Here is a 23,215-nt window from a genome sequence, read left to right as displayed (position 1 = left end):
GGTCTTGCGTTCTTCGCCTACCCGATGCCTTCCGGGGTCATCGCGCGGCCAGATCGGTCGCCCGGTGCTCCAGGTGATCCGCGAACCCCGCCCAGACCCTGGCGTGTTCCCTGGCGAATCCGGCGACCACGCCGTACAGATGCGGCGGGACACCGTGCAGGATCCTTTCCCACTCGTTCCCGTCCAGGGAATGCATGGCGAGCATCCGCAGCAGGATCCGGCCGACTTCGCTCAGCCGCAGCGCCGGGTCGGCCTTGAGCCGCTCCAGCACGGTGAGTCGTTCCCGATCCATGGTGTGGCCAAGGTCGGATTCCGTCAGGTTCAACGGATCCGGCTTGGCCCTCAGTCTCCGGGTCCCGTCCGGGGTCGGGCTCTCGCCGCGTTCCAGCCTGCCGCGCACGTCCCGGACCGTCTCCGGGGAGATGCCGACCTGCTTGGCGACCTGCCGGAGCGAAAGACCGGGATCACTGCGGATGAGGTCGGCGGCGAGCTTCCGCCGTTCCGAGCTGTCGACGGGGCGGACGCGCCCGTCCCGGCCGATCCTGGCCTCGTTCCCGTTGTCCCCACCACGTTTGCGAAGATCCGCCACCGTGCCCGCGGAGATCCCCGTCGCCGAGGCCACCCGCCGGTCGGACCACTGTGGATGCGTTCCGATGATCTGGACGGCCGCTCGTTTGCGATCCGCCAGTGTGAGCGGCAGACCATGCCGGATGTTCGCTTCCACGGCCAGGACGAAGGCATCGGATTCGGTGCCGTCGATGAATCTTGCCTGAATCTTCGTGTCGCCTCTGACTCGCGCCGCCTTGAGCCTGTGCAGGCCATCGACCACCCGCATCGTCGGTCTGTGCACGAGAATGGGCGGAAGCTCCCATTCTGCCGACAGCAATGTCTCGACGTGGTCCGGATCCTCGCCCGAAGTTCGCGGCGAGCACACGGACGACAGCCGTGACAGCTCGATTTCGACGACCGGGAGAGCGGACAGGTCAACTCTCGTCGGATCCACCTAGCCCCCACTGAATCTGTTGTTCGTCACTTTTTTGACATGACTGTGGACCCACCGTCCAACTGCTTGGATTCGGTGGTTGGACACCACGATCCCGGCCGGCGCGATCTCCGCCGCGCGGCGGGCGTCCTCGACGGTGAGGACTACTGAAAACGCCACCTGCGGGACCGCGTGCGGTCCGCCTCCACGGTCTCCCAGCTGACCGGTGGCAGCGTGTGTTCCGACGAACCACCGAGGCGGAAGGAAATCCTTCCCTCGCCCCGGCTGAAGCTCTCCTCAAGACATTCGCTCAGCGGCTTCGGTCCGGCAAGGGCCTACACCCGTTCAGCCCGAAGAAGCCGGAGCCCACCACAAAGCGAGGTCTCGGAAGTTTTCGATCTGGTGTTCTCGACACCGGTTCGGATCAGTGGCTCACCGGCCGGAATCTATGACTGCATCGCGAGACACCGTCGCCCCCCCTCGAGTCCCCAGTAAGTGCGCACCCGGTCAACCCCAGCGGGTTGCACACCACTGCAGCATGGCACGGCAAATCGTTGTCGGCAATTGACGAACAGGGTAATTCCGCAGCGAAGCGGGTACCCAAGATCAATATTCGAAACTTCAACTTCGGTATTGACTCGATCGCCGACGGTAAGTAGCGCACTACCGCCTGCGCAGGTCACGGACATGGTGACCGAGCCGCCGGCGGGGTCCGTTAGTCCATTCGCAGGACTTGATTTCAAACGTGGGATGATCACGGCACCCGGTCGCCCCGTTCCGATCTTCGACACTTGTTCACACGAACGGTCGAGTCGGCGCTTCTCAACGGTTGGTCCGCTATCGCACGGTTCTTCCCCCTATGCGATACCGAGGAGCGACGAGCGCCGGGAGCAAAGCGGGGAGTGCGAAGGTGGAGGCGACCCTGAACCGTCCACGCAGCGGCGGCCGTCGGGAACCTGCTGTTCTCCGCTTCTTCACCCGGAGGCGGGCGCACACCGCTCGATCGGAGGGAGATTTCCGGATATATCCACGGTTCGGGCTACCCCGGCCGAGTGAGGAAGACAAACTTTGTCAGAAGACGGCGATGCCGCGAGTGCCACTCAGGGCACCCGCGGCATCGACATGACCGACCGGGCGGACACCGGTCCCCTTCTTTCCGATCAGGCGATCGGAAAGTCGAAATAGGTGTCCGGATACGGTTCGTCCTTCAAGCTGTAGTGCCACCACTCGCACTCGTACGAGCTGAAGCCGCTGTCCTCCATGACGGAACAGAGGTGTTTGCGGTTCTTTTCCTGTTCTTCCGTGACACCGGCCGCGCCGTGATGGGAGACGACGTCCATCACGTCGTGGTCGCCACCCATGTCGGCGAGTTCACCGGTGTCCAGACGGAAGAGCGTCAGGTCCACCGTGCTGCCCCGGCTGTGGCCCGACTTGGTGGCGACGTAGCCCTGTTCGAACATCTGGGGGCGATCGATGTTCGGGTAGTGCCTGGCCTTCTTCCGGCCGTCTTCGGGCTCCTCCGCCCAGCGCATGAAGCGGTCCACGGCGCGCTGCGGGCGGTAAACGTCCCAGAGAAGGAGGCCGAAGCCGAGCGACTCGGCCTTGTCCCGTGCCTTCTCCAGCGCCGCGCAGAACGCACGCGTGCCGGCGACGCGGTTCACCAGGTAGCCGTCCACCGGTTTGCCGGTGAAGTTGTCCCAGGTGGCGTACTTGGCGTCCCAGCGGATTCCGGGGACGACCTCGTCGACGAAGGCGAAATCCTCCCTCATCCGTTGCGACCCGCCAGGGTCAGCGTCACCAGCCGGTCGAGAAGGACGTCGAGCGAGATGCCGGCGGCCGCCATCATCCGCGGGTACCGGCTGTAGGAGGTCAAGCCGGGCAGGGTGTTGACCTCGTTGAGGACGACGCTTCCGTCCTCCTTGAGGAAGAGGTCGACCCGCGCGAGCCCGCTGCAGCCCAGGGCGCGGTAGATGACCTTCGCGGTCTCCTTGACGAGCGTGCTCGCCTCCTCCGGGATGTCCGCGGGAACGATGAAGCTCGAGTTCTCGGAACCGGTCTCGGGGCTCTCTTCCTGGTGGATCTTGAAGAACCCGTGGGTCAGCGCGACCCGGTCCACCTCACCGGTCAGCAGGTCGTCGCCGCTGCCCAGGACGGAGCAGCCGATCTCGCTGCCGATGACGGCTTCCTCGATCAGGATCTTGCCGTCGTACTGACGCGCCTCCGCGAGGGCGGCGGGCAGCTCTTCCTTCGAAGAGACCTTGCTGACACCGAAGGACGAACCCGAACGGGCCGGCTTCACGAAGACGGGGTACGTGAGCTTGTCGGCATCGATGTCGTTGTCCGCCGTGACGATGTGGAAGTTCGGCGTCGCGATGCCCGCGCTGCGGACGACGGAGTAGGTGAGCGACTTGTCGATGCACATGACCGAGCTCGGGAGGTCGCAGCCGACGTAAGGGATGCCGGAGAACTCCAGCAGACCCTGCACCGTGCCGTCTTCACCGAACTTGCCGTGCAGGACCGGCAGCACCACGTCAAGGGCGATCGTCTCGTACTTGCCTTCGTCCAGGACCAGCAGGCCGTGCACGCCGCGGTCCGGCGACAGGATGGCGGGGCGAGGGTTCGCGGTCTGCTCCCAGTCGGCGGAGGGGCCGTCGCACAGCAGCCAGGAACCACTCTGCGTGATCCCGATGTAGAACGGCTCGTACTTCTCGAGGTCGAGGTTCTTCGCGACCTCGCTCGCAGACTTGATGGAGATAGGGTGTTCTTCGGAAAGCCCGCCGAACAGAATTCCGATTTTCAACCTATCCATGCTACTTCCCGCTTTCGAATTTGAGACAATTGATGATGGAGTTTTCAACAGTGTCACTCAGCGCGTGGTCAGTGTAGTAGGCGGTATGCGGACTGATGAGAACGTTCGACAGTTTCTCCAACCGCAGCAACGTCTTGCTCTCGATCGTCTTGTTCCTGCAGTCGGCGTAGAAGATCCCTTCCTCTCCTTCGAGGACATCCAGTCCCACTCCGCCCAGCTTGCCGCTTTCCAGGGCCGAAATGAGGGCCTCGGTCTCGATAAGCGGACCACGTCCGGTGTTGATGATGTACGCGCCGTGCTTCATCTTCTCGATGGCCCGCTGATCGAGCAGATGGTAGGTGTCGGTGTTGAGCGGCACGTGGAGCGTCACGATGTCGCTCTCCCGCAGCAATTCGTCAAGAGAGACGTAATCGACGGGGGCGGTGAGCAGCGTGTCGTAGGCCAGCACCCGGCAACCGAAACCGCGCAGCCTGTCCAGGACAGCGACACCGATCCGCCCGGTTCCGACCACACCGACGGTCAGATCGCGCAGTTCTTTCCCGCGGACCTCGTTCAGCCGGTAGTCGTGGACTTCCGTCCGGCGGATGATGGACTTGGCGTCGCGCACGGCCATCAGCATCAGCATCAGGGTGAAGTCGGCGACGCTGTCGGGCGAGTAGGCGACGTTACCGACGGTGATACCGACGCTCTCGGCGTGGTTCACGTCGATGTGGTTGAAGCCGATGCTCCGCGTGGAGATGTATTCCACGCCCGCCTTGGCGAGTGCGGAAAGAATGGAGTTCGTGATCGGGGTCTTATGACCGACACTGATACAACGGTTTCCCGAAACCAGTTCGATATTGGCCTCGGATACCGGCGCCTCCGCGATGGTCGGCATTATGCCGAAACGAGGTGCCATCTCCCGAAACAAGGCGGCCTCGTCCTGCCCGCAGCCATAAATCGTGATTCCCCTGGTCAAGACGGCCGAGGGGGACGCGGACGCCAGCGATCCGGTGCGGGGGGCAGCTGATCGCGCTGGTTCGCTGTAGGTCATGCCCGACATTGTAGGCAGCGCGGTTTTGCCGTCTCTTATGGGGTTTTCGATGCCCCGACAATATGTTACCAACCGGTAGCACCGAGTGCGCGCCGTGTTGAACAGCCAGGACGAACCCTCTGCTCGGAGGGGTCGCATCGTCTTCGCTCACCTGCGCCACGGGCGCCTTGCGGTAGATCTTGCCCGCCCGGGCCGAGTGACGAAACCGTCCCGTGACGGATGCCACAAAGCCATGGCGGTACCGATACTCCTCCACGCTTTGTACCCACTCGATCACGGGGTGCTTCCGTCCCGGCGCCGACCCTTGGCGAAGGCCCCCTCCCCTCGCGCCGAACGCGGAAAAGGGGGCCCTCGAGCATGCGGAACCAGGTCAGCGGAGACCCTGGGTGATGAGCTCGTTCAAGCCGTCGAGCTCGCCGAGCGCCGCCCGCAGCTCGGCGGCGTACTCCTCGGTGCCGGCCCGCAGGCCCCGTCCGACGACGTCCGCGGTGTCGAACGCCGCGGCATCCGCGCTGCTCAGCGCGGCGACGGAAGCCTTGACGACGGCGCCCAGCAACAGCTCTTCCGGCACCCCGGGCGTCCCTTCGAGTGGCCAGACCAGGTCGTCCAGGACACCCTGCCCGGCGACCTCGCGGACCAGGCCCGCCGCGGTGATCCCCGGCACCCGGAAGCCCTCCGGCAGCACCGCCCGGATGCTCAGGCTGTGCGAAAGCCAGTACAGCAGCTGCCCGTTGACCTCCCGCTTGACCAGCCTCGGCGTCAGCCAGAGTGTGAGGTTCACGTAGTACTCGGTGAGGCGGTCGAGTACGTCGCCGCCCTTCTGGAACCCCCACAGGTTGAGGTCGAAATAGTGGTGCCACGTGGCGTCGGCCACGATCCGCCCCACGCCCGCGGCCGCCCCGTCGTACACACTGGACACGCCGTAGACCGCGCCGTTGCGCTTGTCGGTGCCATGCGCGACGATCTCGGGCTTCGGCCGGCCAAGGCGGCCCGACGGCCACACGTCCGCCGGGAACCGCTCGGGGATGAGCAGCTGACCCTCGTGCATGTGGTCCGGGAAGACGGTGATCGGCCCCCGCCTGCCCTGGAACAACGGGTGCGGCCTGCCGAGCCGGCGCCGCAGGATCAGCTCCTGCGGGTACGGGTCCAGATCGTTCGGGATCGGCTGGTTGAGGTCACTGCCCCACGGGTCCGGCTGGTGGGTGTTGTGGCTGAACTCGATACTCGAATCCGGCCGGTCGTCCCACACCCGCAGCTCACCCGCACGCGGGACCCGGTGCCCCAGCGCGCGCCCCAGGTTCAGGTACTCGGCCAGTGACGGATCCGCCCCCGGCGGACGCGGATTGGAGTGGTCGCCGGTGATGAGCACACCGCCGCCGGCGTCCATCCAGGTCCGCAGGGCGGCGACCTCAGCGTCCACGAGTTCGTTCTCCGGCTGTCCCGGCATATTGGACTGCGCCAGACCGAAGAACCACACCTGCTCGTATCTGCCGAGCACACCGGAAGTGAGTTTGTTGGCGGCATGCCCGCCGTCGTGCCGATTGATCAGATCGATCTCTATCTGAGCGAAGAACGGCTGATTCGCCAAGATCAGATCGCGAAGAATGCCCAGTGCGAAACCACCGTTACCGCTGAAGCCGATGAAATCCGTGTAGAACAGAATTCTGATCTTCGGCTTGGCGACCGGACTGACTTGATCGGCGACAATACGTGCGTCGAACAATTGAATCCCCCTTGCGTTGACGCGCCATGCCGTCCTCCCCGGCGGCGCTGTCCATTCCACGTATACCGGAACTTCCGGTGGTCGCGCAGGCACTGGAGCGCGGCTGAGGATTTCGCCTTCAGGGAGTGGCGGGGCGGGCGGATCCCCTTTTTTCAGGTCACGATCCTTCGACGTCGCCGTTATGCGGCGACAGTGCTCGGCCGCACCCCTCCGGCCCCCTCTCGGCAGGAGCCAACCGGTCGCGACCCCGACGCAGGCGCCGGAACCCACGTTGCGAAAGTGGCTTTCGCGGCACATAGACCGCGACTGTCCACAAGGGACAAATCAGGGGTGAGGCAAAGGGGTCGGGCTACTGAAGGGGACTACACCGCTGTCCTGAAGGCCCCCTTCAGGACGTTGAACGTCCTCAAGGAGGCCTTCACGACACCGAGCCTGCGCCCAATGTGGCATTGGGGACACCTCAACGACACGACACGCCGCCCCAGAGCGACCCGAACCACTCAAGACCACCGGAGCTTTCGCCCGCACCGGGTGACCTTCCCACGGCGAAACCCTGCCACCGTAGGGCAACACCAGACCGTCTCCGGAGGATGCCGCATGGTGCGACTCGACGAATTCCCCGTGTACCGGTTCCGCCGCCCTCGATGGACCCGTCGCCGCCAGAGAACGGGGCGGCGACGGGAATCCCGCCATCCGATCCGCGGGTTCGCGGGCAAGCTCAACACCGGCGCGCCACGGGTTTCGTGGCCGCCCTCGGACCAGCGGGCCACCGGCACGGCGCTGCCTCGCGCGCTGGTGGTGCTGCTGGGCGCCGCCGCCGCGGTCATCGTGCTGGCCGGGGTGAATGCCGTCGCTTGGCTCGTCGGGCCCGTGTTCCTCGCGCTCGTCATCGTGATCACCCTCGATCCGGTGCGGACCTGGTTGCTAGGCAAGGGTCTACCCCGGTGGCTGACGGTCGCCGTCCTGGTCGTCACCGTGTACACCGCGTTGCTCACGCTGTTCCTGGTGGTCGTGGTGTCCCTCGCGCAACTGTCGGCCCTGCTCCCCCGTTACGCCGGGCAGGCCGACGAACTGCTCCGGGACGGGATGGCGTTCCTCGGCCGGTTCGGGGTCGGCGACCAGCAGCTGCACGAGATGCTGTCCGCTGTGGACACCGGGAAACTGGTCGGTATCGCCGGTTCCCTGCTCGCGAGCGTCGGTGGCCTGGTCACGAACCTGGCCTTCCTGCTCGCGCTGATGTTGTTCCTGAGCACCGAATCGGCGTGGGCGGGGCAGCGGCTCGACCGGATCGCGCGGGATCGGCCGTGGATCAGCATGGCGTTGCGGCGCTTCGCTTTCGGCACCCGGCGTTATCTGGTCGTGACGACGGTGTTCGGCGGGGTGGTGGCGGCGCTCGACACGGTCGCGCTCGCGCTGCTCGGCATCCCGGCGGCCGTGCTGTGGGGTCTGCTGTCGTTCGTCACCAACTACGTGCCCAACGTGGGCTTCGTGATCGGGGTGGTCCCGCCCGCGCTCATCGCACTCCTCGACGGCGGCTGGCGTGCCATGGTCGTGACGATCGCCGTCTACGTCCTGCTGAACTTCGTGGTGCAGTCGCTGATCCAGCCACGGTTCGTCGCGGAATCGGTCGGTCTGTCCACTTTGGTCACCGTACTCACGCTGGTGTTCTGGACCTGGCTGCTCGGCCCGCTCGGCGCTGTCCTGGCCGTGCCGGCGACGCTGCTGGCGAAGGCGTTGCTCATCGACGTCGATCCCCGCGCCCGCTGGGCGGAGGCGCTGCTGTGCGCGCCGAACCGGGAGCCGGAGTGACCGGCCGCTCAGGTCAGGCCGTGGTGGCGCGCCACCACCACGGCCGACCGGCGGTTGTTCACCCCGAGTTTGCCGTAGATGGACCGGACGTGGGTCTTCACCGTGTTGACCGAGACCGTGAGATCCGACGCGATCTCGTCCAGCGAGCGCTGCGACGGCAGCCGCTGCAGCACCACCTGCTCCCGATCGGTCAGCTCGCTGGGCGGGGTGTTCGGGACGAGTCTGCCGCGGACCGACTGGGCGAAGCCGTCCAGCGAGCCGAAACCGCCCGAATGGTCGATCAAGAGGTTCCGGACCCGCGGCTCGGCGAGCGCGAACGGGCGTACCAGGCGGTGCGGCCGGGCGAGAGTGAGCGCACGGTCCAGGGCGTGCAGCGCCAGGGTCCGCCGGTGGGAGCGCGACGCGAGCGCGCTTTCCGCCAGACAGGTGTCCACCGGCGTGGCGGGCAACAGCGCGGGAGCGGCCGCGGTGGCGCGCAGGATCTTCTCGGCCAGGCCGGTCTCTTCGACGGCGAGATGGGCCCGTATCTGGAGCAGGGCCAGTTCGGCGGTACCCGGCAATCTCTCCTGTGCCCAGGCGAACACCTCGGCCGCGTGCAGTCCTTCGCCGACCACGAGCGCCGCATGGTGTTCCGCCACCGTGCAGATCGCCGTGATCTCGCGAGGCAGTTCGAGGTCCGCGAGCCGGCGCCGTGCCACCCGCATGGCCTGCGAGCCCGCCGCCCGGTCACCGCTGTCGAAGCGGACCATGCCTTCAAAGAACCCGCGGAGCGGCCCGAGAACCGGAGTGGATCCGGGCACCTCCGTTCTCGGGGCCTGTGCCAGTTCGCCCGCCGCCGCCACCGGCTCGAAGCGCATCAGATCGTCATAGGCCAGCATCAGATGGCATTCGGCGACGCCCGGTGACCGGCGCCAGCCGTGCCGCCGGGCGACGGCGAGCGCGCCGATGCACGCCCGCCGCATCGCCGTGTGGTCCCCGAGCAGCGCGGTAGCGACGGCGAGCGCGAGTCTGCTGTGGAGCACGAGGTGTTCCAGACGTTCTCCGTGTGCCGCGCGCAGCGCTTCTTCGGCGCGGGTGACGGCGTGGCGGCGAGCGCCCCGGTAGAGGGACCGCCAGACCAGGTCGAGCTTGTCCCACGCGACGGCCTCCGGCGACCGCGCCACCGGGGGCACCGCGATCTCGGGCGGCCTGCTCCCGGTCACCAGCGCGAGATGGGGCACGGCCAGCAGCCGCAGGCCGTCGTCACCGAGATCGGTGGCGGCGGCGAGGAAATCCCCGCGCTGGACGTGTTCCAGCGCGGACGCCAGCCGCAGCCGCGGGCTCGCCGTCAACGCCCCCTCCCCCAGATAGGCGAGCGCTCCCCGGACCAGGGCCCCGTCGCCCGCCAGCACCTGGCGCACCGCGTGGTCCCGCGCCAGGTGCAGGACGCGCTGGCGATCGCGTCCCGCGACGGCGTGCGTCAGGGCTTCCCCGAACCGGCCTTCCCCGGCGTACCAGCGGGCGGCGATCCCCTGCAGTCGCCGAACCCGCGCGGGGGCTCGCCGCGCGAGTTCGGCCTGCAGGAAACCGCGCAACAGCGCGGGAAGGCGGTAGGTGTCGGCGGGGGTACGCACGACCAGACCGGTCTCCCGCTCCAGTTCGTCCAGTGTCACCCCGGCGTCCGGCGAACCCGACAGGCGGGCGGCCAGCGACGCGCTCACCGTTTCGCAGACACTGATGCACAGCAAGAGATCCGACGTCGCCGACGGCAGCCGCGAAAGCACCTCGTCGGCGAAGAACCGGGCCACGGCGAGCTCGTCGCCCCCGACCGCGGCGACGAGTCCGTCCGCGTCCTCGGCGTCTCGCACCGACACCGCGGCCCAGCCGAGCGCGGCGGCCCAACCGGCGGTGCGCTCGGTGAGTTCGCGGACGCGGTCTTCGCTCACCGTGGCCCCGGTGGCGCGGAGGAGACATGCCGTCTCCTCCGCGCTGAACCGGAGTTCGACGGCACCGAGCCGCGAAAGGGTGCCTTCGACCTCAAGGCGGGCCAGCCGGAGTTTCGGCTCGACCCGGGTGGCCAGCACCAGCCGCAGCATCGGCGGTTGGTGCCGGGCCAGCGCCGCGAGCGCTTCCAGCGATTCCGGACCGGTGATCTCCTGGACGTCGTCCAGTACCAGCCACACCGGTTCACGCAGCCCGGCGAACGCGTCGCCGAGATCGGCGAGGAACTCGGTGCGCCGCCCGGGTATCGGTGGCCCGAGCCGGCACAGGGAACCGTCCTCCGGCAGGTGGGGACTACGCCGCAGCGCGAGGAGGATCGCCGCCCACAGGCGTCGTTCGTCGTTGTCGTCGTCGTCCAGTGACACCCAGGCGATGTCCCGCCGATCGCGGGCCCACCCGGCCAGTGCCGTGGTCTTTCCGGAGCCGGCCGGAGCCCGGAGCACCGTCACCGGCCGGGTGGTGACGCGGTCGAACAGGGCCATGAGCCGGGAACGCGGGACGAAGATGCCCGGCACCCGCGGCACCGTCACCTTCGCTCCGGGGATCCGCCAGGACCGCGACGTCGTTCGAGCGGGCAAGTCAACCTCTCGATCGTCCGAAGGATCGCGACCCCGGTTCCGCGTCTGAGCCGGCGGAGGCCACGACTGTACTGATCGCCGGAGTGGCCTACAGGTCACCAGATCTCGTACTTGCCCTCGTCCCCGTGCACGAGCACCGCCCAGATCACCAGGACGTCGAGCGCGATGACCACCACGCCCCAGATCGGGTACGCGGACAGGAACACCAGTTGCCCCAAGGCGTTGAAGCCGGCGAGCACGACGGTGATGATGCGGGCCCACGGGGCTCCGGTGAACAGCGCGCTCCCCGCGAGCACGGCGAGGGCCCCGACGATCAGGTGGATCCACCCCCAGGCGCCGAGGTCGAAGACGAGCAACCCCGAGGGGCCGAGCAGGTAGTAGTTCCGGTCGAACAGTGCGACCAGTCCTTCCACCGCCGTGAACAGGCCTGCCATGACGGTGATCGACCCGGCGAACCAGATCCAACCCGACCGTCCGGACCGGGCGGTGGCCGGGTCCGGAGGGGACGGCGGCGGGCCGGTCCCGGCCGTGGCGGTCCAGTGATGCGTTCTTTCACTCATGGTCCCTCTTTTCGGAAGGAGAGGCTGCGGACTCGGGCGATCATGGTGCGTCCACCGTGACGGGGGCCTCGCCCGCGTCAGGTGAGATCAGGCCTGGCCGGAGCGGTCTCCGGCTCACGCCGCACGGGCGATGCGGGGCAGCGGCGACGGCGAGCACAGTGCCGCTCGGACGATCGATTCGCCGACCGAGGAGGACCACATCATGAGTTCGCTGACCGTATGGGCCTTTCCCACCGCCGATGGCGCCGAGAACGCGCTCGAGCTGCTGAAACGACTGCAGAAGCAACAGCTCATCTCGATCGCCGACGCGGCGTACGTCACCTGGCCCGAAGACCGGAAGAAGCCGAAGACCAAGGACCTCGGCTCCCTGACCGGTGCCGGCGCGCTGGGCGGCGGGTTCTGGGGGCTGCTGTTCGGCCTGATCTTCCTGGTCCCGCTGCTGGGGATGGCCGTGGGCGCGGCGATCGGGGCACTGACCGGTTCGCTGTCCCATATCGGCATCGACGACGACTTCGTCGCCACCGTCCGGGAGCGCGTCATCCCGGGCACGTCCGCGCTGTTCGTGATGGCGGACGGCACCGTCCTGGACAGGGTCGCGGAGCCGTTCAAGGAGACCGGTGCCACCCTGCTGACCACGAATCTCTCCGACGAGGAAGAGGCGCGGCTGCGGACCGCTTTCGGCGAGTTCCCGCTCCCCGAACGGCTCTGACCGCACACGACGGGTAAGTCCGTGAAGGCCTCCTTGAAGGACCCTGGGTCCTTCAAGGAGGCCTTCACGGACGGATTATCGAATGGTCGTGTATTCGGGTAGTTCCCGGACTCGGTGCACCGAGTCCACCCGCATACCGAGCGCCTCGAGCGTCCGCAGAATGCGGGAAATGCTTCCTTGATCGGTGACGGTGCCGAAAACGATCATCTCCGTGCCGACCGGGACGACGAGCATTCCCCGGAAATCGTCTACCGCCCCGTTCGCCTGTTCGGGGATTCGGCCGCTGCCCCGGAAGACGTAATTCACTCCGGCCAATGGTCCACCCTGGACCGGAATCGACAGGCTCATCGGTTCCCCTCCCCCCTTCCGGCCCGCCCCGCCAGGAACCACGCCGCGGCGAGTATCGCCAGGTCGACCGCCGACATGATCGAAGACCAGGTGTTCGACGGCAGGAACACCAGCCTCGCGAACAGGTCGAGACCGGCCCTGACGGCGAGCCGGATCGAGGTCACCGAGGTCAGGGTGGCGAACAGGACGGCGAGCGAGAACAGCACCGCCTCGGGTCCGACGCGACCGGTCCGCAGGACGTCGAGTGTCACGAACTCGACGGGACCGATCCAGAAGAACTGCGTCGCGATGAATACCGACGTCGGCCGTTTCCGGCCTTTCTGATTTATCCAGTAATCTCCACGAGCCTTCACGGGGCACACGATTCTGGGTAGGCGTGTCCTTTTCCTCGCCCAACGCGGGTGAGACGGCCGAATTGCGTGGCAGGATCCGCCAAGACGATGTGAAACTGGCCGCAAAGGAGGCTGGCGCATGATGAAGAACCAAGACATTTCGCCGCGAAGACGGGTTCCGATGACAAAGGTGACCATCCCCGAACCCCCGGGGGATCTCGTTTCCCGGCCGCGTTTGCTCACTGCGCTCGACGACGGGGCGGAGCACGCCATGGTCTTCGTCGGGGCTCCTGCCGGCTACGGCAAGACGGTGCTGCTCGCCGACTGGGCGGGCCGCCGCCGCGGTGCGATCGCCTGGGTGTCCACCGACGCCGAGGACAACGACGACCGGCTCTTCTGGTCCGCGATCCTCGAAGCGTTCAGTGGCTGCGACCGGATCCCGGCGGGGAATCCGGTGCGGACGCTCGCCGTCCCCGCCGCCCCCGGCACGGATCTCGCCTTCCTGGCCACGCTCGCCGACGCGTTGGACACGGTGGACGAACCCGTCCTGCTCGTCCTCGACGGCGCTCAGGAGATCACCGATCCGGGCACGTGGCGCGGGCTGCAGGCCCTTCTCCGGCATCAGCCGTCGGGGCTGCGCCTGGTGATCTCGAGCCGCTGTGAGCCGCCGCTGCCGCTGGTGCGCGCCCGCGTCGCGGGACGGCTGCTGGAAGTCGGCGTGAACCGCCTGCGTTTTTCACCGGAGGAGGCCGGAACACTCGTCGAGGCGGCCGGGCCGGGTATCCCGCCACAGCAGGTCGGACTGCTCGTCACCAGGACGGGCGGCTGGCCCGCCGGGCTGCGGCTCGCCGCCGCTTCCGCCGCACGGCAAGGGAATCTCGCCGACTTCTTCGCCGGACGGGACCGGGCGGTGCTCGACTACCTGACCGACGAGGTGCTCGCTCCCCTGACCGTCGCCCAGCGGGATCTGCTGCGCGCGATCAGCATCTGCGAGGAAGTCCCGGCCGGACTGGCGGCCGCGCTGGGCGACCGGCCGGACGCGGAGGCGATGCTCCGCGAACTCGGCGAACCGGCCGGGCAGGTGGTCCACTCCGGCGGGTCCCCGGCCCGGCACCGGCTGCCGCCTCTGCTGCGTACCTACCTACGGGCCGAGTTGCTGCGCCGGGACCCGGAGCGGACGCGGAGCCTGCACGCGTCGGCGGCGCGCTGGTTCGCCGAACACGACCGGCCCGCCTCCGCGTTGCTGCACAGTGTTCGCTCGGGGAACACCACCCGCGTCGGCGAACTGTTGCGCCGTCACGCGGTGACACTGTTCCTCACCGGCGAGCACAACGTGCTGCGGCTCGGGCTCGCCGTCCTCGGCGACCGGCGGGCCGTGTCCTCTCCCCTGCTCGCGCTGGTCTCGGCCGCGCTGCATCTGGAGAGAGGTGAGCCGTCGGCGGCCGAGTCGCAGCTGAGCTGCGCGGACGTGGCCTGGCCCGCCGAGCCGGAGGCGGAGCTGACCGTGCTGCGGCAGCTCGTGCGCTCCCGGCTCGCGCAGGTCGATCGCGGACCGGCGCAGGCCGTCCGCGCGGCCGAGCAGATCGACGAGCATCTGGCGGCGGACACCGGGCTCAGCGGATTGACGGCCCTGCACCGGATCGGCACCCTGACCGCCCGCCGTGACCGGGGCTCGGCCCGGGACGCCCTGTCCCGTGTCGCCGACGCCGCCGAGAGCGCGGATCACCCTTTCCTGGTCACCCAGTGCCTCATCACGCTGAGCGGGCTCGCCGGGTCCGATGGCGACTACCGGGTGATGGAGACGCTGGCCCGCCGGGTGCTGGCCCGCCACGCGGCGCACGATCCGCATCGCTCGCTCGAAGGTGCCCAGGTGTCCGCTCAGCTCGCCTTCGGTTCCTTACTGCGTGGCGAGGCCGCCGAGTGCGTCGAACACGCGAAGCAGATCGGACGGATGCTGGGCGACGCGCCCGCCAGGGCGGCCCGGAATCTGGGCCTGATCGCCGAAACCCTGCGTGGCGCGGCCGAGTTCGAGCTCGGCGGCTGGCATTCGGGATTGCGGCGGATGCGGCGGGCACGCACGCGGCTCGGCACCGGACGGAGTTTCTCCGCCGAGCACGCGGCGTGGTGCTCGGTGCTGGAACACCGGGCGGCGTTGCGGCTCGGCGCGGCGGATCAGGCAAGGGAGACCCTCCGCTGGGCCCAGCCGATCATCGCCGGCTCGGGTGAGCTGCTGCTGATGCGGGCCAGGACCCAGCTGCGGCTCGGCAGGCAGGACGCGGCGAGTTCCGTGCTGCGCTCACTGTCGGAAGAGGACGCGCCGATGCTGTTGCCGTGGGCGGGGATCGAAGCGTCGCTGATCGGCGTGCGGGCGGCACTGGCGGCCGGAGCACGGGAGCGGGCGGTGCGGTCGCTGGACGAGGCCTTGCGCGCCGCCGAACCCGGCGATGTCCGGTTCCCGTTCGTGTTCGCCCCTTCCGACGTCATCACGTTCCTGACCGCTCGGCTCGGCAGGCTGGGCTCCGGTGAGCGGTTCGCCTGCCAGGTGCTCGCCCTGCGCCGTGAACTACGCACCCCGCAGATGCCGGCTCCGCTGACCGAACGGGAACGCAACGTACTGCGCCTGCTGCCCACCCAGCGGTCGATCGACGAGATAGCCGAGGACCTGACGGTCTCGCCGAACACGGTCAAGACCCACGTCCGCGGCATCTACGCGAAGCTCGACGTCCGCAGCCGACGCGACGCCGTGGCGACCGCGCTCCGGCGCGGCCTGCTGGACACCGAGTTCACCGACTTCACAGGTTGAGCGTGCTCGCCTCACCCGGCTCGGGTGAGGCGAGTACGCCCTGGATCCGGTCGAGTGAACCGGACACGCCCCGATCCAGTGTGAGGAGAGATCAATGGCCATGGCGAGCGCGGACTACCCGTTCTCCGAGCTGATGTGGACGATGCTGGTGTTCTTCTGCTGGGTCGCCTGGTTCTGGCTCCTGTTCCTCGTCCTGACCGACCTCTACCGCAGGCCAGGTGTTTCAGGCTGGGCCAAGGCGGGCTGGACGGTGCTGGTGTTCGTGCTGCCGTTCGTCGGCGTCCTGCTCTATCTCGGCACCCAGGGCAGACATTCCCGTTCGTCCATAGTGGACAAAGGCGCCGCGGAGCGGATCGCCGACGCGAAACGCCTGTGGGACGACGGGGTCATCACCGAGGAGGAGTTCCTTGTCCTCAAGCGGAAGGCGCTCTCGTCTTGACCGCGGCGCCCGGCTGGCGGTTCTTCCATCTCGCGATACTGCGGCCGCTGCTCACGGTCACCGCGCTGCTGTGCCTGTACTACCTCCTCCCTGTCGACCAAGGGGTGCGCACCTGGACCGTGGCCGCCTTCGCCGGTGGCCTCGCCGTCGTGGCCTTCCTCGTCGTCGCCGAGGTGCGGATGATCCTCCGCTCACCGTTCCCCGCCCTGCAGGGCATCCAGGCGCTGGCCCTGATCGTGCCGTTGTTCCTGCTGCTGTTCGCCGACGTCTACTACATCCTCGGCCAGGACTTTCCCGGTTCGTTCGGCACGGGCCTGAGCAGGACGGACGCCCTGTACTTCACGGTCACGATGTTCACCACGGTCGGTTTCGGGGACATAGCTCCGGTTTCGGCGACGGCGCGGATACTGGTGACGATCCAGATGGTGGCGAATCTGATCGTGCTGAGCGTCGCCCTGCGGCTGATCGTGACCGCCGTGCGGCACCGGCGTTCGTCCACATCGGACGGTTCACCGCGGCTTGGGAAGCAAGAGGGCGGCGACGAGTCCGACCACCGCGGCCAGCGTCAAGGTGGCGAGCGCCAGCGCGAAGGACGTCCCGCCCGGCCGTACCACCCCGGCCAGCACGGAACCGGCCAGCGCCGTCCCCACCGAAGAGCCCAGGTTGGACACACTGCGCGAGACCCCCGAGATGTCGCCCTGGGCCGAGTCCGGGCTGCCCGACTGGACCAGGTTCACCGACGCGGTCAGCATGATCCCCACTCCGGCGCCGAGGAGGAAGAGCCCCGGCACGGCGCTCGCCACCCCCGAATCGGCCCGCACCAGCAGCAGCACGAGCACCAGTCCGGCGATGGCGACCACGAAGCCGCCGCGGATCAGGCGGCGCTGTGAGTGCCGCCGGGCCATCCGCCCCGCGGCCGCCGAGGCGGCGAGGATGCCGACCGTCGCGGGCGTCAGCATCAGGCCGGTCTCGATGGCGTCGTAGCCGCGGATCTGTTGCAGGAAAACGGCGATCACGAAGAACGAGCCCTGCAGAACGAGCCACTGCACGTGCTGGGTGATCAGACCGAAGCGGGTGGCGCGGTCGCGGAAGAGCGCGGAGGACACCAGCGGTTCACGGCCCGCCCGTTCCCGCGAGTGGAGGTGCGCGGCGAACACGCACAGGATCCCGGCGCCGATCCCGGCGAAGATCCAGAACATCGAGCTGCCCATCCGCAGGATCCCGACCACGACGCAGAACAGGCCCGCCGCCGAAAGCACCGCGCCGACGACGTCGAACCGGGTCCTGGCCGGCCGTCCCGGCGGCTCCGTGAGCCGCAGGGCCAGCAGGGCGATCAGGCCGACGACGAGTACCTGCAGGAGAAACGAGGCCCGCCAGCCGAGCCAGGTCGTGACGAGCCCGCCCAGCAGCGGCCCGGCGGCGGCCCCGAGCGCGCCCGCGCCGCTGACCACGCCGAACCGGCGGGCCCTGGTCTCGACGTCGGGGCTGGTGACGGTGACCAGGATGTAGATCGGCGGGATCATCAGCGCCGACCCGATGCCCTGCAGCAGGGAGTACCCCAGGATCAGGGTCACCGTCCCGTGCGCGGCCGACGCGAGCAGCGCGCCCGCGCCGTAGACGACGAGGCCGAGCAGGAAACATCTTTTGCGGCCCAGGACGTCGGTCAGCTTGCTGCCGGGCACCATCAGCGACGCCATGGTGAGGGTGAACAACGTGATCGCGGTCTGGACGCCGAGCACCGTCGTGCCGAGGTCCGCGGCGATCACGCTCACGGCCACGGTCATCGTCGTCGCGGCGTAACTGGCGATGAACTGGGCGAGGGCCAAGGGCGGCACGATCATCGGCGTGGCCTTCCTTCTCGGGTGCCGCACACGGTGTCGTGACCGGCACCCCGGCCACCTCACCCCGGGCGGATGAGGCAGTGGCCGCCCGCCGGGACGACGGTGATCTCACCGACCGCACCCGATGCCAGAGGAGGCACCATGCCCGAAACCGCGATCGCCGATCACGGCTTGATCGGCGACCTGCAGACCGCCGCACTGGTCACCACCGGCGGGTCGATCGACTGGTTCTGCAGCCCGCGCTTCGATTCACCGTCGATCTTCGGCGCGCTGCTCGACGACGAACGCGGCGGCCGGTTCAGCATCCACCCCGCGGGGCCGTACACGAGCAGGCAGATGTACCACCCGGACACCGCGGTCCTGATCACCCGGTTCTCCAGCGCGGACGGGATCGGCGAGGTGGTCGACTTCATGCCGCCGCTCGACGACGCCGCGACCGCCAAGCATCGGATCGCCCGCCTGGTGCGCTGTGTCCGCGGGAAGATCACCTTCGACATGGTGGTCGCGCCCCGGTTCGACTACGGCCGCCGTCAGCACGAGGCGATCCTTTTCGGACACGGCGCCGTCTTCGTTTCGAGTGAACTGTCGCTGACGCTCCACCCGGTCCGCGAACCCGACGACGAGTATCTCGCCGAGACGCGGCTCGAAGGCAGCGACGTGCACCTGCGGCTCGGCCTGACCGCGGGTCAGGTCCGGGGGGTGGTGCTCGAAACGGACACCGCGGAACCGCCGCGGGAGATCCGGCTCGGCGAGTTCACCGACCTGTTCGACGACACGGTGGGCTGGTGGCGTTCGTGGCTGGCCCGCTCCACCTACCGCGGACGCTGGCGGGAGATCGTGACCCGTTCGGCGATCACCCTGAAACTGCTCACCTACCGGCCGACCGGCGGGCTGGTCGCCGCGCCCACCCTCGGCCTGCCGGAGGAACTCGGCGGGGAACGGAACTGGGACTACCGCTACACCTGGGTGCGGGACGCGTCGTTCTCGGTCTCCGCGCTGCTGGCTCTCGGCTTCACCGAAGAGGCCGCCCGGTTCGGCGGCTGGCTGGGCGACAGGATCCGCGAAGGCGGTCCAGGGCGCGGCGAGGGCGGGCCGCTCGCCGTGCTCTACCGCGTGGACGGCGCGACGGACCTCGGCGAGGAAGACCTCTCGCACTGGTCCGGGTATCGCGGCTCGACCCCGGTCCGGATCGGCAACGACGCGGCGGGACAGCTGCAGCTGGACATCTACGGCGAGGCGCTGGACAGCGTCTTCGCCGCCGACAGGGCGGGTTTCGAACTGCCCCACCGCGGCTGGGTCGCCGTGCGCGCGGCGCTCGACTGGCTCGGCGAGCACTGGGACCAGCCCGAGGAGGGCATCTGGGAGACCAGGGGCGGGCGCCGGTCCTTCACCTACGGCCGCCTGATGAGCTGGGTCGCCTTCGACCGCGGCCTCCGGATGGCGACCGCGCACGGCCGTCCCGCCCCGATCGAGGACTGGACGTGGCAGCGCGACAGCATCTACGACCAGATCCTGAACCAGGGCTGGCACCGGACACGGCAGGCGTTCGTCCAGCACTACACGGGGGACGAACTGGACGCGTCGCTGCTGCGGATGCCCCGCACCGGCTTCCTCCCGTCGCGGGACCCGCTGTGGCTTTCCACCCTCGACGCGATCGGGAACGACCTGGTCACCGACAGCCTGGTCCACCGGTACGACCCGGCGGCGTCCCCGGACGGCCTGGCGGGCTCGGAAGGCACGTTCTCCTTGTGCAGCTTCGCTTACGTCGACGCGCTGACCCGGGCGGGCAGGCTGGACGAAGCGCGGGCGGCGTTCGAGAAGATGCTGACCTACGCCAACCACGCCGGTCTCTACGCCGAGGAGATCGCGCCCAGCGGTGAGCAGCTCGGCAACTTCCCGCAGGCGTTCACCCATCTCGCGCTCATCGACGCGGCGGTCACCCTCGACGCCGCTCTGGGGTGATTGCGCGAAGATGCGGGGATGGGTTACCGGACCTGGATGCGGTACTTCACACCGTCCGCCGTGCACCGACGGCTGGGCCTGGTGTGCCTCGGGGTCGGGCTGCAGCACGGCGCGCTGCCCGTCGTCGGGCCTCGCGTGCTCGATCACTACGTGGCCGTCGTGGTGTCCAAGGGGCGCGGGTGGTTCGCCGTGGCGGGCGGGGAACGGCAGGAGGTCGTCGCGCCCGCCCTGCTGTGGCTCGTCCCCGGGGTCGGTCACCACTACGCGTCCGACCCCGGGCAGGGCTGGGAAGAGTGCTTCGTCGACTTCGAGGGCAGCGCCGTGGACGCCTACGTGGAGCTCGGCTACGTCACCCCCGGGACACCGGTGGTGCCGCTGGGCGACGTCGAGGTCGTCCGCGACATCGTGAGCCGGATCGTGCGCTGCGCACGGGGCGGCAGCCCGCTGGCCCAGGTCGATGCCTCGGCGGCCGTGCACCATCTGCTGGTGGCGCTGCGGCGGGCCGCCGACAGCACCCCCAGCGACGGCTCTCTGCTGGAGGCGCTGGCGCGCGACGCGCTGCTGCCGATCAGCGTCGCCGAGATCGCGGCCCGCCGCGGCATGACGCTGCCCGAACTGCGCGCCGCCGTCCGCCGGAGCACCGAATCGGGACTGAAGGACCATCTGCTGACGCTCCGCCTCAACCGCGCGAAGGAACTCCTGGCCACCACGCGGATGCCGGTCCAGGAGGTGGCCCAGGCGGTCGGCTACGAGGACGCCGCCTACTTCAGCAGGCTTTTCACCCGCCGGGCAGGGGTCTCCCCCGGACGCTTCCGCGAGTCACGCGTCCAGGCCGTCCCCGGTGGCTGGAGTTCGCGGATCCCTTCGCCCGACGACCCGCCGCTGGTGCCCGACTGACCCCCTTGGACTTCTGTGCGGCACCGCTTGGACTTTCCGCGCACTAAGTGCATGAACAACGCTTGAAGTTGAGCGAAAGCGTTGACTTACGCGCAGTAACGTTCATAACATCGGCGACCGCCCCGCCAACTGTGGTGCGGGTCACCCTTGGGAGAGAGTCATGCGGACCCTGCCTCTTCTCGGCGCCGCGGCGTTGGCCGTGGCGGCGACCACGGTGGTACCGGCATCGTCCGACGCCGCGCCGCCGGACGCGACGTACACCATCACGGTCGACGCCAAGAAGTCGTTCAGCCCCACCACCGACACCCCGGCGAGTAGCTATGTCGACAAGGACGGCACGTTCTACTTCCAGCAGGCGGCCGCGCTCTACGGCGCCGACCAGCCGCGCGAGTGGGACTTCTACAGCGGACGCGATTTCGACAGCTTCACCAAGAACCCCATCAGCAAGGCGGTCAACCCGGCCAACCCGGCCGACCGCAACGACGACACGACCTGGCGCTGCAACAACAGCCCCACCGGCAAGGAGTCGACGAATCCGCCCGCCGGTTCGGGCTACTCGCAGCGGAACTTCTGCGACCTCGTCGGCACCTGGGTCGATCCGGACACCGGCGACTGGTACGGCCTGATCCACAACGAGTTCACACCCGAACCGTTCGGCGCCTACTCGTTCTCGCACTACGACGCGATCGACATGGCGGTCTCGAAGGACCAGGGGAAGACCTGGTCCATCAAGGACCACGCGATCACCTCGCCCTACAGCACGAAACGCGGGGACACGACGGCCTTCCCGCATCAGACGTTCGACTACGGCGACGGCGACCCGCGCCTGTTCGTCGACACCGCCTCCGGGTACTTCTACGTCTACTACGGCTCGCGCATCGTTCCGAAGGCCGGCGCTGGCGGCCCGATGGTCGGGCTGGCGCACGTCGCCCGCTCGCCGATCTCGGCCAAGATGGCGACCGGTTCGTGGCAGAAGTGGTTCGACGGCGGCTGGACCCAGCCCGGCGTCGGCGGCCGCGAGAGCAACATGACCCCGGTGTCCGCCGCCGGCGACACCGGCTACACGCCCGTCGCGGACGACTACGACCCGGCCAACACCGGCAACGTCAGCCGGCAGATCGCCGCGGGACAGCTGCCGCGCAAAGCCGACCTGTTCATCATGAACATCGCCTACAACGCGCATCTCGGGCTCTACATCGGCGCGCCGGAGGCCGTGGACAGCGTCGTCCCCCAGCGGTACTACGCGACCGACGATCTGGCGACGCAGAAATGGCGGCTGATCGGCGACACCGGGAGCTACACCAACCAGTCCTGGTACCGCTGGTTCGTCGACGCCGCGAACAAGACGAACTCGACCATCATCGGCAAGCAGTTCCGGTCGTACTGCGCGGTGGCGTGCTCCGGCGGCGCGGGCGGCGAGTACACCACCCAGACCATCACCTCGTCCGCTCCCGCACCGTCCCCTGTGGACACTTCCCGCAAGTACCGCATCGGCCTCGGCGACGGCCGGGTTCTCGCGCAGGGCAACGGAAGCGCGACGACGTCCGTCGCGAGCACGACCGGCACCGACCGTGAGGCGTGGCAGTTCTCGTCCGACGGCGACGGTTCCTACCGCGTCACCAACGCCGCCACCGGCCAGTTCCTCGGCGTCGACGCCGTGCAGGCGGGCCGCGCCTGGGGCGCGAAGCCCACCGTCACGTCGTCCTCGACGGTCGGTCAGCGATGGTTCATCATCCCGTCCACTGTGGACAAGGGAACCTTCCGGCTGGTGAACCGCTACAGCGGGCTCGTGCTCGGCCTCTCCGGCAAGACGTCGCGCCTCGCGGAGACCGCTCCGCTGCGATCCTGGACCGACACCACCGGGAACGCCGTCGGTGGCGGGCGGACCGCGGCCGAGCAGACGCTGAAGTTCACCGACGCCGGCGCGGGCACGCTCGACGGGATCCACACACTGACCGCGTCCGGCAAGAACCTCGACGACCCGGATTCGTCGACGGCCACCGGGACTCCCCTGGTCACCTGGGCACCGAACCAGGGCGCCAACCAGAAGTGGCTGTTCACCAAGCAGTCCGACGGTTCCTACACCCTGACCAACACGCATTCGAAACTGTGCGCCGACGTCGAGGGCGGGGCCACCAGCGCGGGCGCGCGGGTCATCCAGTGGACGTGCACCGGCGGGCCCAACCAGCGCTGGACAGCGGCGAAGCAGCCTGACGGCACCTACAAGATCGCCAGCGTCCGGTCGAACCTGCTGCTGACGACAGCGTCCACTTCGGACGGTGCGGCCGTCACCCAACGGGCCGACACCGGCTCCGCACTTCAGTTGTGGGCGATCAAGTAGTCCGCCTTTTGCCGGGTGGCCCGCCCCCTTTCGGGTGGCGGGTCACCCGGTTGCGTTTGTGTGGCCCAT

At 68.6% G+C, this 23,215-nt stretch carries 17 protein-coding genes and 1 pseudogene; 8 read left to right on the top strand and 10 right to left on the bottom strand.

Annotated elements, in window-relative coordinates; all coding sequences use genetic code 11:
• Positions 1-37 precede the first annotated feature (37 nt).
• The 5 genes from ACFOSH_RS27935 to ACFOSH_RS27915 all read right to left on the bottom strand — a co-directional run bounded on the left by ACFOSH_RS27935 (position 38) and on the right by ACFOSH_RS27915 (position 6,547).
• On the bottom strand, positions 38-835 hold the full coding sequence (locus ACFOSH_RS27935; protein ID WP_378242038.1) for a winged helix-turn-helix transcriptional regulator: 798 nt from the start codon (positions 833-835) through the stop codon (positions 38-40).
• A 1,307-nt stretch (positions 836-2,142) separates the two neighbouring features.
• Positions 2,143-2,751, bottom strand: a complete 609-nt coding sequence (gene vanX, locus ACFOSH_RS27930) for a D-Ala-D-Ala dipeptidase VanX (RefSeq protein ID WP_378242037.1) — start codon at positions 2,749-2,751, stop codon at positions 2,143-2,145.
• Positions 2,748-3,791: a D-alanine--(R)-lactate ligase VanA-Ao2 gene (vanA-Ao2, locus tag ACFOSH_RS27925; RefSeq protein ID WP_378242036.1), complete on the bottom strand. Its 1,044-nt coding sequence runs from the start codon at positions 3,789-3,791 to the stop codon at positions 2,748-2,750. The genes vanX and vanA-Ao2 overlap by 4 nt, the downstream gene beginning before the upstream one ends.
• Before the next feature lies 1 nt (position 3,792).
• Positions 3,793-4,824 carry a VanH-AOV family D-lactate dehydrogenase gene (gene vanH / locus ACFOSH_RS27920; RefSeq protein ID WP_378242035.1) on the bottom strand — a complete coding sequence of 344 codons (1,032 nt, stop codon included), beginning with the start codon at positions 4,822-4,824 and terminating at the stop codon, positions 3,793-3,795.
• A 370-nt stretch (positions 4,825-5,194) separates the two neighbouring features.
• Positions 5,195-6,547 (bottom strand): hypothetical protein, encoded by a 1,353-nt coding sequence (locus ACFOSH_RS27915; RefSeq protein ID WP_378242034.1) that lies wholly within the window; start codon positions 6,545-6,547, stop codon positions 5,195-5,197.
• A gap of 597 nt (positions 6,548-7,144) precedes the next feature.
• Here ACFOSH_RS27915 and ACFOSH_RS27910 point away from each other — a divergent pair.
• Positions 7,145-8,356: an AI-2E family transporter gene (locus tag ACFOSH_RS27910; RefSeq protein WP_378242033.1), complete on the top strand. Its 1,212-nt coding sequence runs from the start codon at positions 7,145-7,147 to the stop codon at positions 8,354-8,356.
• An 8-nt stretch (positions 8,357-8,364) separates the two neighbouring features.
• Here the strand turns inward: ACFOSH_RS27910 and ACFOSH_RS27905 are convergent, their stop codons facing one another.
• Both ACFOSH_RS27905 and ACFOSH_RS27900 read right to left on the bottom strand, forming a co-directional pair.
• On the bottom strand, positions 8,365-10,866 hold the full coding sequence (locus ACFOSH_RS27905; RefSeq protein WP_378242032.1) for a LuxR C-terminal-related transcriptional regulator: 2,502 nt from the start codon (positions 10,864-10,866) through the stop codon (positions 8,365-8,367).
• Positions 10,867-11,009: 143 nt separating this feature from the next.
• Entirely contained in the window at positions 11,010-11,474 is a 465-nt protein-coding gene (locus tag ACFOSH_RS27900) for a DUF7144 family membrane protein (RefSeq protein WP_378242031.1), read from the bottom strand.
• Between the two features lie 202 nt (positions 11,475-11,676).
• Here ACFOSH_RS27900 and ACFOSH_RS27895 point away from each other — a divergent pair, with 202 nt between their 5' ends.
• Positions 11,677-12,183 (top strand): DUF1269 domain-containing protein, encoded by a 507-nt coding sequence (locus tag ACFOSH_RS27895; protein WP_378242030.1) that lies wholly within the window; start codon positions 11,677-11,679, stop codon positions 12,181-12,183.
• A 75-nt stretch (positions 12,184-12,258) separates the two neighbouring features.
• Here ACFOSH_RS27895 and ACFOSH_RS27890 read toward each other — a convergent pair whose 3' ends face one another.
• Together ACFOSH_RS27890 and ACFOSH_RS27885 are read right to left on the bottom strand one after the other, a co-directional pair.
• Positions 12,259-12,531: a hypothetical protein gene (locus tag ACFOSH_RS27890; RefSeq protein WP_378242029.1), complete on the bottom strand. Its 273-nt coding sequence runs from the start codon at positions 12,529-12,531 to the stop codon at positions 12,259-12,261.
• Positions 12,528-12,782, bottom strand: a complete 255-nt coding sequence (locus tag ACFOSH_RS27885; protein WP_378242028.1) for a hypothetical protein — start codon at positions 12,780-12,782, stop codon at positions 12,528-12,530. The genes ACFOSH_RS27890 and ACFOSH_RS27885 overlap by 4 nt, the downstream gene beginning before the upstream one ends.
• Before the next feature lie 262 nt (positions 12,783-13,044).
• On the opposite strand from ACFOSH_RS27885, the gene ACFOSH_RS27880 reads away from it, so the two are divergent.
• The 3 genes and pseudogenes from ACFOSH_RS27880 to ACFOSH_RS27870 form a co-directional block, all read left to right on the top strand.
• Positions 13,045-15,666 (top strand): LuxR C-terminal-related transcriptional regulator, encoded by a 2,622-nt coding sequence (locus tag ACFOSH_RS27880; protein ID WP_378242027.1) that lies wholly within the window; start codon positions 13,045-13,047, stop codon positions 15,664-15,666.
• Between the two features lie 94 nt (positions 15,667-15,760).
• Positions 15,761-16,105, top strand: a complete 345-nt coding sequence (locus tag ACFOSH_RS27875; RefSeq protein WP_378242026.1) for an SHOCT domain-containing protein — start codon at positions 15,761-15,763, stop codon at positions 16,103-16,105.
• 179 nt (positions 16,106-16,284) lie between these two features.
• Positions 16,285-16,524, top strand: a pseudogene (locus ACFOSH_RS27870) (ion channel); the annotation flags it as partial.
• A 90-nt stretch (positions 16,525-16,614) separates the two neighbouring features.
• On the opposite strand, the gene ACFOSH_RS27865 reads toward ACFOSH_RS27870, so the two are convergent.
• Entirely contained in the window at positions 16,615-17,946 is a 1,332-nt protein-coding gene (locus ACFOSH_RS27865; RefSeq protein WP_378242025.1) for an MFS transporter, read from the bottom strand.
• Positions 17,947-18,087: 141 nt separating this feature from the next.
• Between ACFOSH_RS27865 and ACFOSH_RS27860 the strand changes: the two genes are divergently transcribed.
• The 3 genes from ACFOSH_RS27860 to ACFOSH_RS27850 all read left to right on the top strand — a co-directional run bounded on the left by ACFOSH_RS27860 (position 18,088) and on the right by ACFOSH_RS27850 (position 23,146).
• Positions 18,088-19,908 (top strand): glycoside hydrolase family 15 protein, encoded by a 1,821-nt coding sequence (locus tag ACFOSH_RS27860; RefSeq protein WP_378242024.1) that lies wholly within the window; start codon positions 18,088-18,090, stop codon positions 19,906-19,908.
• Positions 19,909-19,926: 18 nt separating this feature from the next.
• Positions 19,927-20,805: a helix-turn-helix domain-containing protein gene (locus ACFOSH_RS27855; protein ID WP_378242023.1), complete on the top strand. Its 879-nt coding sequence runs from the start codon at positions 19,927-19,929 to the stop codon at positions 20,803-20,805.
• Positions 20,806-20,965: 160 nt separating this feature from the next.
• Complete coding sequence (locus tag ACFOSH_RS27850) at positions 20,966-23,146, top strand: RICIN domain-containing protein (RefSeq protein ID WP_378242022.1); 2,181 nt, start codon at positions 20,966-20,968, stop codon at positions 23,144-23,146.
• Positions 23,147-23,215 lie beyond the last annotated feature (69 nt).

Source organism: Amycolatopsis speibonae, from assembly GCF_042647925.1.
Taxonomy (GTDB): Bacteria; Actinomycetota; Actinomycetes; order Mycobacteriales; family Pseudonocardiaceae; genus Amycolatopsis; species Amycolatopsis speibonae.
Note: the sequence above shows the minus strand (reverse complement) of the source record. Positions and strands in the feature narration are given on the sequence as shown.

Coding starts and splice junctions, on each gene's coding strand:
- ACFOSH_RS27935 (WP_378242038.1), bottom strand. CDS start 835: ATGCGGGTGGTCGATGGCCTGCACAGGCTCAAGGCGGCGCGAGTCAGA.
- vanX (WP_378242037.1), bottom strand. CDS start 2,751: ATGAGGGAGGATTTCGCCTTCGTCGACGAGGTCGTCCCCGGAATCCGC.
- vanA-Ao2 (WP_378242036.1), bottom strand. CDS start 3,791: ATGGATAGGTTGAAAATCGGAATTCTGTTCGGCGGGCTTTCCGAAGAA.
- vanH (WP_378242035.1), bottom strand. CDS start 4,824: ATGACCTACAGCGAACCAGCGCGATCAGCTGCCCCCCGCACCGGATCG.
- ACFOSH_RS27910 (WP_378242033.1), top strand. CDS start 7,145: ATGGTGCGACTCGACGAATTCCCCGTGTACCGGTTCCGCCGCCCTCGA.
- ACFOSH_RS27900 (WP_378242031.1), bottom strand. CDS start 11,474: ATGAGTGAAAGAACGCATCACTGGACCGCCACGGCCGGGACCGGCCCG.
- ACFOSH_RS27895 (WP_378242030.1), top strand. CDS start 11,677: ATGAGTTCGCTGACCGTATGGGCCTTTCCCACCGCCGATGGCGCCGAG.
- ACFOSH_RS27890 (WP_378242029.1), bottom strand. CDS start 12,531: ATGAGCCTGTCGATTCCGGTCCAGGGTGGACCATTGGCCGGAGTGAAT.
- ACFOSH_RS27880 (WP_378242027.1), top strand. CDS start 13,045: ATGACAAAGGTGACCATCCCCGAACCCCCGGGGGATCTCGTTTCCCGG.
- ACFOSH_RS27875 (WP_378242026.1), top strand. CDS start 15,761: ATGGCCATGGCGAGCGCGGACTACCCGTTCTCCGAGCTGATGTGGACG.
- ACFOSH_RS27865 (WP_378242025.1), bottom strand. CDS start 17,946: ATGATCGTGCCGCCCTTGGCCCTCGCCCAGTTCATCGCCAGTTACGCC.
- ACFOSH_RS27860 (WP_378242024.1), top strand. CDS start 18,088: ATGCCCGAAACCGCGATCGCCGATCACGGCTTGATCGGCGACCTGCAG.
- ACFOSH_RS27855 (WP_378242023.1), top strand. CDS start 19,927: ATGGGTTACCGGACCTGGATGCGGTACTTCACACCGTCCGCCGTGCAC.
- ACFOSH_RS27850 (WP_378242022.1), top strand. CDS start 20,966: ATGCGGACCCTGCCTCTTCTCGGCGCCGCGGCGTTGGCCGTGGCGGCG.